4 protein-coding genes are annotated in these 8,023 nt (G+C 34.5%); all 4 read left to right on the top strand.

All coding sequences use genetic code 11. From position 1 onward, the window contains the following. Window positions 1-204: 204 nt before the first annotated feature. The 4 genes from VB796_RS22905 (at window position 205) to VB796_RS22890 (ending at window position 7,939) form a co-directional block, all read left to right on the top strand. Window positions 205-981 carry a DUF4846 domain-containing protein gene (locus VB796_RS22905; protein ID WP_323348926.1) on the top strand — a complete coding sequence of 259 codons (777 nt, stop codon included), beginning with the start codon at window positions 205-207 and terminating at the stop codon, window positions 979-981. A gap of 84 nt (window positions 982-1,065) precedes the next feature. Continuing rightward, window positions 1,066-2,109 (top strand): aminotransferase class I/II-fold pyridoxal phosphate-dependent enzyme, encoded by a 1,044-nt coding sequence (locus tag VB796_RS22900; RefSeq protein ID WP_323348925.1) that lies wholly within the window; start codon window positions 1,066-1,068, stop codon window positions 2,107-2,109. 222 nt (window positions 2,110-2,331) lie between these two features. Then, a complete protein-coding gene (locus VB796_RS22895) occupies window positions 2,332-3,582 on the top strand; it encodes a serine hydrolase (protein ID WP_323348924.1) in 1,251 nt (416 codons plus the stop codon). A gap of 55 nt (window positions 3,583-3,637) precedes the next feature. Then, on the top strand, window positions 3,638-7,939 hold the full coding sequence (locus VB796_RS22890) for a T9SS type A sorting domain-containing protein (RefSeq protein ID WP_323348923.1): 4,302 nt from the start codon (window positions 3,638-3,640) through the stop codon (window positions 7,937-7,939). The last annotated feature ends 84 nt before the right edge of the window (window positions 7,940-8,023 follow it).

Below are 8,023 nucleotides of genomic sequence, written 5' to 3'. Positions count from 1 at the left end.
TTTATCACACTTAAACAACTTAATAGACTCATTTGACAAATTTTATTTTGTGCAAAGTTAAAGTATTTTCAATATATCAAAGAACTTAACAGCCCTGCTCCATCGGAGAGGGGTCGGGGTGAGGTTTTAACTTGACTTGCGTCAAATTGTATATACTTCCGAATTTTATCAATCATAGTTCAGACAATAATCAAACATTTACCCATGACCCAATTACTCATAACTACTTTCCTCTTTTTCCAAACCATCAATCCAACAGGAAAAACGGTTGAAACTCGCTTTAATTTACCCGTTGATTATCAGCGTGTGAATGTTGCAAAAGACTCATTTGGAGCATATTTGCGTGATTTTCCATTGAAAGAAGATAAAGCGAAAGTCTATTTTTATAATGGTCAGGAGAAAACGAATGCTCAACAAGTGGCGGTTTTGGATATTGACCGAGGCACGCAAGACCTTCAACAATGTGCCGATGCTGTGATGCGTTTGCGGAGTGAATATCTGTATGCAAAGAAACAGTTTGCGGATATTTCGTTCAAAACTTTTGGCGGTGTAGCCATGACTTACGACAAATACAAAAACGGTTATCGAATTACTAATAAGGGTTTTGTGAAGTCGAAATCGGCAGATAATTCTAAGGTAGGTTTTAGGAAATATCAGGACATGGTTTTTAATTACGCTAATACCTATACGCTTGAGCGTGAAATGAAAACGGTCAAAAACTTAGCTGATTTACAAATTGGCGATGTGTTTATTGTGTCAAATCCAAAGTCGTATGGACACGCCATGATTGTAATGGACGTGGCGGAAAACCCGAAAACCAAAGATAAAATATTCCTACTGGCTCAAAGTTATATGCCCGCACAGGATATTCACATTGTCAAAAATCCCAAAGGTGGAGCTTGGTACAGTCTGAAAGATTTGGACACCCAACTTGCCACGCCCGAATGGACTTTTCCATTGACTTCATTGCATAGATTTTAAATTGAATGAGGAGTTATGAATTATTAATGATAAGAGGAATTTCTTCTAACTCATCATTCATAACTCATCATTCATCATTAATTCATGAATTACACAACTCAACATCTTCCAAGCCGTATATTAACAACCAATAGCCAAGAATATCTTTGGTTTAGTGGTACGTCGTACTTGGGAATGCCTCATCATCAGGGATTTAGAGAAAATTTTATCCAAGCGTTTGCTCGTTATGGTACTTCGTGGGGAAGTTCTCGCAATAATACCGTTCGTTTAGAAATTTACGAAAAAGCAGAAACTGAACTCGCAAAATTTGCCCAAATGCCAGCCGCTTTAACTGTCTCTTCAGGAATGTGGGCGGGGCAATTAGTGTGTAATTTCCTGCAAAAACCAGATACACAATTTTTCTACGCTCCCAAAACTCACCCTGCCCTTTGGAATGAAGCAAATCTAAAATTACAAGATTGGGAAAAGGGATTAAGTTATTCCGAATGGGCATTGAAAATTGTAGAAAAAGTAAAAGAATGTCCCGCCAAAAATATTGTCATCTGTACCGATTCAGTCGGCTCTCCTTATGTAGAACATTTTGATTTTCAGTGGATTAATGATTTGCCGAATGATAAAAATATAACCGTAGTCATTGACGCTTCGCATAGTTTTGGGGTTAATCACTCAATCATTCAATCACTCAATCACTCAATAATTATTACTTCTTCCCTCAACAAAGCGATGGGAATGACAGGTGGGGTAATTTTTTCAGATGACGAAACACTTACCGAAATTCGTAAATTTCCCATGTTTGCAGGAGCATCGCCGATGATGCCCGCTTTGTTAGAAACCTTCATAAATTCTATTGATTATTTCCATGAACAACGACAAAAATTAATGGAAAATATCGCTTATTTCAACGCTCAAATTCCTAAAAATACCTTTCTCGATTCCATCGAAAATTATCCTGCTTACTGTACGCATCAGTCGGGTGTGCATGAATTATTGGAGAAAAATGGTATCATGACGGCGTGTTTCCCGTATCCAACGGCAACGGATTTTCCCGTTACTCGCTTGGTCATTAGTGCTTTACATTTGAAAGAGGATTTGGACAAATTGGCGTTTATACTGTCATTGCAAACGTAGTGAAGCAATCAATGATTATCAATATTACGGTCTGACTATCGTCTGACCTAATCAAATACTCAGTCAGACGATAGTCAGACCTAATCAAATACTCGGTCAGACGATAGTCAAACCTAATCAAATACTCGGTCAGACGATAGTCAGACCGCAATATATTTGGCTAAAGCTAAAATGTGCAAATGCTGTTATTCTCAAAAAAATAACATTTCATCCACAACAATTATGAAAAAAATATACTTCATCATTTCAATTCTGTTAATGAATATCATCATTTCCAACGCCCAAAAAATCAATACCGATTTTCTGCCTAATCTTTTGGCTACTAAACCCGAACAGTTCAAAGAATTGTTGGATAGTCCAGAAAAATATCGTCTGCAAATTCTTTATACGCAGATAGATAGAGATAAAAACAATCGCCCAAAATTTACGTCTTACGGTTATAGAATTAACAATACTGAATATTTTTATCCTGCCAGTACCGTAAAGTTTCCTGCGAGTGCTTTGGCTTTGGAAAAAATTAATAATCTAAATATCAAAGGATTAACCAAAGAAACAACGATGATGACAGGTGCAGAATATGAACGTCATACACCTGTATCTAAAGATTCTACCTCAGAAAATGGCTTGCCGTCGGTGGCTCATTACATCAAAAAAATATTGATGGTTTCTGATAATGATGCCTTTAACCGCCTTTATGAATTTTTGGGACAAGATGGGTTTAACGATGCTTTACATAAAAAAGGCTATGAAAACACTCGCATTTTTCACCGTTTGCAAGTGGGCATGAACAAAGAGCAAAACCGCAGAACTAATCCGATAAAATTTGTATCGGGCAAGGAAATTATCTATCAACAGCCAATGGTGATTTCTGAGAAAAATTATAGTTCTGAAACCCCCATTGGTATCGGAAAAGGCTATATGCAGGGCGATTCTGTAGTGAATACTCCTTTTGATTTTAAGGACAGAAACTTTTACCCTCTGCTCGACCAACAAGCCGTTTTAAAATCTATCATTTTCCCCGAAGCAGTAGAAGCTAAAAAACGCTTTAATTTGAAAGACGAAGACTATCAATTTCTGTACAAATATATGTCGCAAATGCCGACGGAAAGTACCTATCCCAATTATCATCTAACTGAATTTTACCCGACTTACTGCAAATTTATGTTATACGGAAGTGGCAAAAATGACGTGCCGAATCCCAATATCAGAATTTTTAATAAAGTAGGAGATGCCTACGGGTTTTTATTAGACAATGCCTATATCGTAGATTTTGAAAAAGGTATAGAATTTATGGTTTCGGCGGTTTTGTTGTGCAATAAAGATGAGATTTTCAATGATGATAAATACGATTATGATACCATCGGTTTTCCATTCATGAAAAATTTGGGGCAACTCATTTATAATCATGAACTTACTCGTACACGCAAATACAAACCAGATTTGAGTAAGTTTAAAATAGTTTATGATAAATAAAAAAATATTACCTTTGATTTTCAAACACTTACACTCATTAATGTTCTCAAATACCATGAAAAAAAATATACTAACAACTGCTATTTTTCTTTTAGTTTTCTTCCAAATTATTCAAGCACAACAAGCCACAAGTATTACGCTTGGACAAGTACCCAATAATATCTGTAAAGGTGCTGCGGTTTCTTTATCCTTTACGGCAAATGGCACTTTTGATGCGACAAATTCTTTTAAAGTTCAAATCAGAAATTCATATACCAATGTCTGGACAGACCTTGTGACCGAAGGAAGTAATAGTCCTTTAAAATGTACCATTCCAGCTAATTTTGAAGAAAATTTTAATTATTATTCATATTACGTTCGTATTGTAGCTACTAAGCCTAATATTGTGAGTGCAGATACGTACATATCTTCTCTTCATTCAAAACCTAATCTTGAGCTTATAGGAGTTTCTCAAGCTAACATTAATCCTTATGATGCAGTTGGTTTGTTAGTAAAAGGCTCTGGTTCAACTCCTATAAAAATGGTAATGAATGATAGTACAGTTATCCCTGTTTATAATATATCAACAAGTTATAATTATTCCTATACAATTAGTCCTGCCAAAACCAATGAATACAAAATTGCCTATGCTTCTAATTTTTGTGGCGTTGGAACAGTAAGTGGTAGTGCCAAAGTTATGGTGAACGAAATAGGTATTAAACCTTTTCTAACATCTAATGAAAATGTTTGTGTGGGCGGAAGTATTAAGGTTTCTTATTCGGCTAACGGAAAGTTTAATACAGCAAATAAATTTAAAATAGGACTCAAACAAGGATATAATTACAATGACAATAAGGAATACGAAATTGATGCTGTTGAAAAAGACGGATTTATAGAAGCCGTAATTCCTGCATATATTCCTACTGGAATTCAATATTATGCTCGTATTGTGAGTAGTAGTCCTCAAGCTATTTCTCCTTGGACACCCAATACACTTATTATTGCTGAAAAATCGTCTGTTGAAATTGCTTCAGCAAGTACCAGTATTTTTTGGGGAAAAGAGGTTGATATAAAATTTAATTATACAGGTATCGGTCCTTGGAGTGTAAAACTTAATGATGGCTCATATATTTATTCAGAATCTACCAGTCCGAGTGTTCCAAATTATCAAAACTCATTTTCAGGAAAACTCAAACCCGAAAAAACAACCAGTTATTCTATTGAGTCGTTCTCTGGAGGATGTGGTGTGGGTATTCCTAATAAAAATTTGATGAATGTTACCGTTAAAGCAGGCGTAATTGTTGACTCCTTGCAAAGTGGCTTAGAGGTATGTCTGGGAGAATCTTTTAGTGCAAAATATTCTTCGAATGAAAATGTAGGAACAATCTATGCAATTCTGTCGGTCTATAACTATTCTTCTGGCTATCAAAATATGAAAATTCCAGCCGTTTTTGAAAATGGAATAGTCAAGGTAACCTTACCCAAAAATTTATTTAGTCTTTACACAGCTTACACAGATAATTACTATTTAGGTTTGGTTTATAGCAATGGAGATGAGATAGCTTATAGCAAAAATCAAATTAAGGTAAAAACACTACCCAGTATCTCATTGTATGGCACTAACCCTGTAACGTTATCAACTAAAGGCACTTCTTATATTCCTATTTTAATATCTGGGTCAGGAATTATGACGATAACGTTTGAAGATTCTACAACACAAATACTAAATTCTGGAGGGTATTATTACAATTCCAATTCGTATTACAATTTGCCCGTACAAGTTATCAAAACAACTTCTTTTAAATTAAAGTCTATCAGTAATACTTGTGGAACGGTCAATACAAGCGATACTCGGGTTTTTACAATAAGCGTTAAAAATCCTGCTGATAATGATATTGTCATTAAAAGTGTAGTGTCAAAAGTTTGTGCAGGAGAGAAAATAAAAGTGTATTTTAATACGATAGGAGCATTTAAAGCAGATAATGAATTTAAAGTAGAATTTGCTCTTTCTGGCGGTAGTCCAAAAGTTATTGGTACAGGAAAAACTTCACCAATTGAAGTCACTATTCCCACTATCGGAAGTGCCTATGATTATAATTATTCGTTGAGAGTGGTAAGTAGTACACCAACGGCAATAAGTGATTATACCTATATTACAGTCAATACCAAACCAGTGGCAAGTCTGACCATTAATTCTGATTTATCAAGAGGTCTTTTACCCAATGAAGTATTAAGTCTGTCCTTAAATCGTACTCAAGGTATTTATGGAACAAATACATTCGTATTTTCAGATGGTTCATCTTTCCGAGACAATCAACCCTATAGTAAGACTTTCGCCAATAGTACCAATTTTTCTTTAAAATCAGTATCTAACGAATGTGGTGTAGGAACGGTTGACGGTAAAGTATATGCTATCAAAGTGGTTCCTTTCAAAATAACCCCAAGATTCTATTATGATTATTACTCAACTCCTTATTGTACAGGCAATAGCGTAAATTATAGTTATCAAATAAATGGTATTATCAATACAGGAACATCCTTTAATTTACAGATTGCCTCTACCAAAGATACCAGTTTTAAAGACCTCGTAACCAATACTACTGATTATAATATTAGACTAAAATTGCCGACAGAACTTGCAACAGGTAGTTATTATTTAAGATTGGTAAGTAATACCACTCCTAAACAAATATCATCATTATCGACCATCAATATTCAAACACCAGCGAATATAAATTTAACAGCGACTGATGGCACCAATACGGCTTCCATTGATGGAGGAAGTGGCGTTGTTCTCAAATATGATTTAAAATCAGGAAGCACAACAATAAATACGATTGTAACTGATGATAATGAAACGGTGTTTCGAGGAATATTGAGTTATTCTCCCTATAATCAGACTTACAACCCTGTCAAAAATACAACCTATACCCTAAAATCGGTTGATAACGCTTGTGGTTATGGAGTAGGGACAGGTAGTGTAAAAGTTACCATAAAACCCTCAATTACAGTTAATCAATTGAATATTTACACGATTTGCTCTGGGAAAGATATAACAGTGAATGCTTCAAGTTTTGGAGAATTTGATGCAGGCAATACCTTTAAATTTACATTAATTGACAGTAAAAAAAATAGATATGATGTGAATGAAGTTTCATTATTATCAGGAGAAACAAAATTAAAAATTCCAAATAATTTAGTATTCGATACTTACCAGCTTGAAGTGAGTTCAACAAAGCCAATCGTTACAAAAACCTTTGGTAATAATCTTTCAGTAATAACCTTACCAGATGCCACAATATCGGGCAATACAATCATAAATTCTGGACAACAAACTTATATTTCAGTCGTAAATAATAATACCAAAAACAATCCATCCTATTATGATGATGCCATTTATGTATTATCCAATGATACACAAGGTTATACTTATTATGGGAAATTTATTAATGTAAATCCTACTAAAACAACTACTTATACCTTAAAATCTATTACCAATTCTTGTGGCATTGGTAAAGTTTCGGGTAGTGCCACCGTAACTGTAAATCCAGTTACGGATAAAAGTATTAAAACTAATTTTGGTATTTACTCAGCTACTTATGTTTGTGCAGGTGGACAACAATATGTATATTTTGATACTCAAGGTATTTTCTCAACAACTAATAAATTCTCTGTTCAAATCTCTGATAAAAATGGAGAAAACTTTAAAGATATTGTTTCGGAAGGTGATAAAAGCCCCTTGAAAGTTACCATTCCAGAAGATTTACCCGAAGGGGATAATTATCGTATCAGAGTAATTGCATCCGATAAAGACGTTAGTAGTTCTGCTAATGTTTATTCATTAAATTCATTCAAAACATCAACCGCCACCTTAGATTCAACTACGTATTTTTTCTCAGAAGGTAAGCCCGTAAATGTAAAAATCAATCTTACAGGTACTGCTCCTTGGTCATTAAAATTTGGACTTGAAGAGTTATCTGCCATCGTTTACCGTGCAACTGCTTCTCCTTTTACAATTAAGCTCAACCCGCTTAGTCCCATCTCTTACAAAATCTTTTCTGTAAGCGACTCCTATTGTGTAGGCAAAGTATCAGGTACAGGAATCGTCAAATTAGAACTCGTTACCGCCAATGAAGAACTCGCTGATTTTGAAATAAAACTCTTTCCAAATCCTACAAACGACAAAGTGATATTACAAAGCGACAACTATAAACACACTGTTGTACAAATAGTTGATAATTTTGGAAGAAAAATTTTAGAACAAGATATAAATAATGCAGAGACAATTTTAGACCTTTCAAGTTACACGAGCGGACAATATTTCTTGCAGATAGAGCGAGAGAATAGACGAAAAATCTATAAGATTCAAAAACTATAAATTCGGTTAAAAAAACCTTTCAAATTCAATTTTGGAAGGTTTTTTTTATTTGGAAATGTCAACTTCTTGGCATATTTTTTGTAA

Origin of the sequence: Arcicella sp. LKC2W, assembly GCF_034931005.1 — a bacterium.
In the GTDB taxonomy this organism is placed as follows: Bacteria; Bacteroidota; Bacteroidia; order Cytophagales; family Spirosomataceae; genus Arcicella.
Note: the sequence above shows the minus strand (reverse complement) of the source record. Positions and strands in the feature narration are given on the sequence as shown.

Coding starts and splice junctions, on each gene's coding strand:
- VB796_RS22905 (WP_323348926.1), top strand. CDS start 205: ATGACCCAATTACTCATAACTACTTTCCTCTTTTTCCAAACCATCAAT.
- VB796_RS22900 (WP_323348925.1), top strand. CDS start 1,066: ATGAATTACACAACTCAACATCTTCCAAGCCGTATATTAACAACCAAT.
- VB796_RS22895 (WP_323348924.1), top strand. CDS start 2,332: ATGAAAAAAATATACTTCATCATTTCAATTCTGTTAATGAATATCATC.
- VB796_RS22890 (WP_323348923.1), top strand. CDS start 3,638: ATGAAAAAAAATATACTAACAACTGCTATTTTTCTTTTAGTTTTCTTC.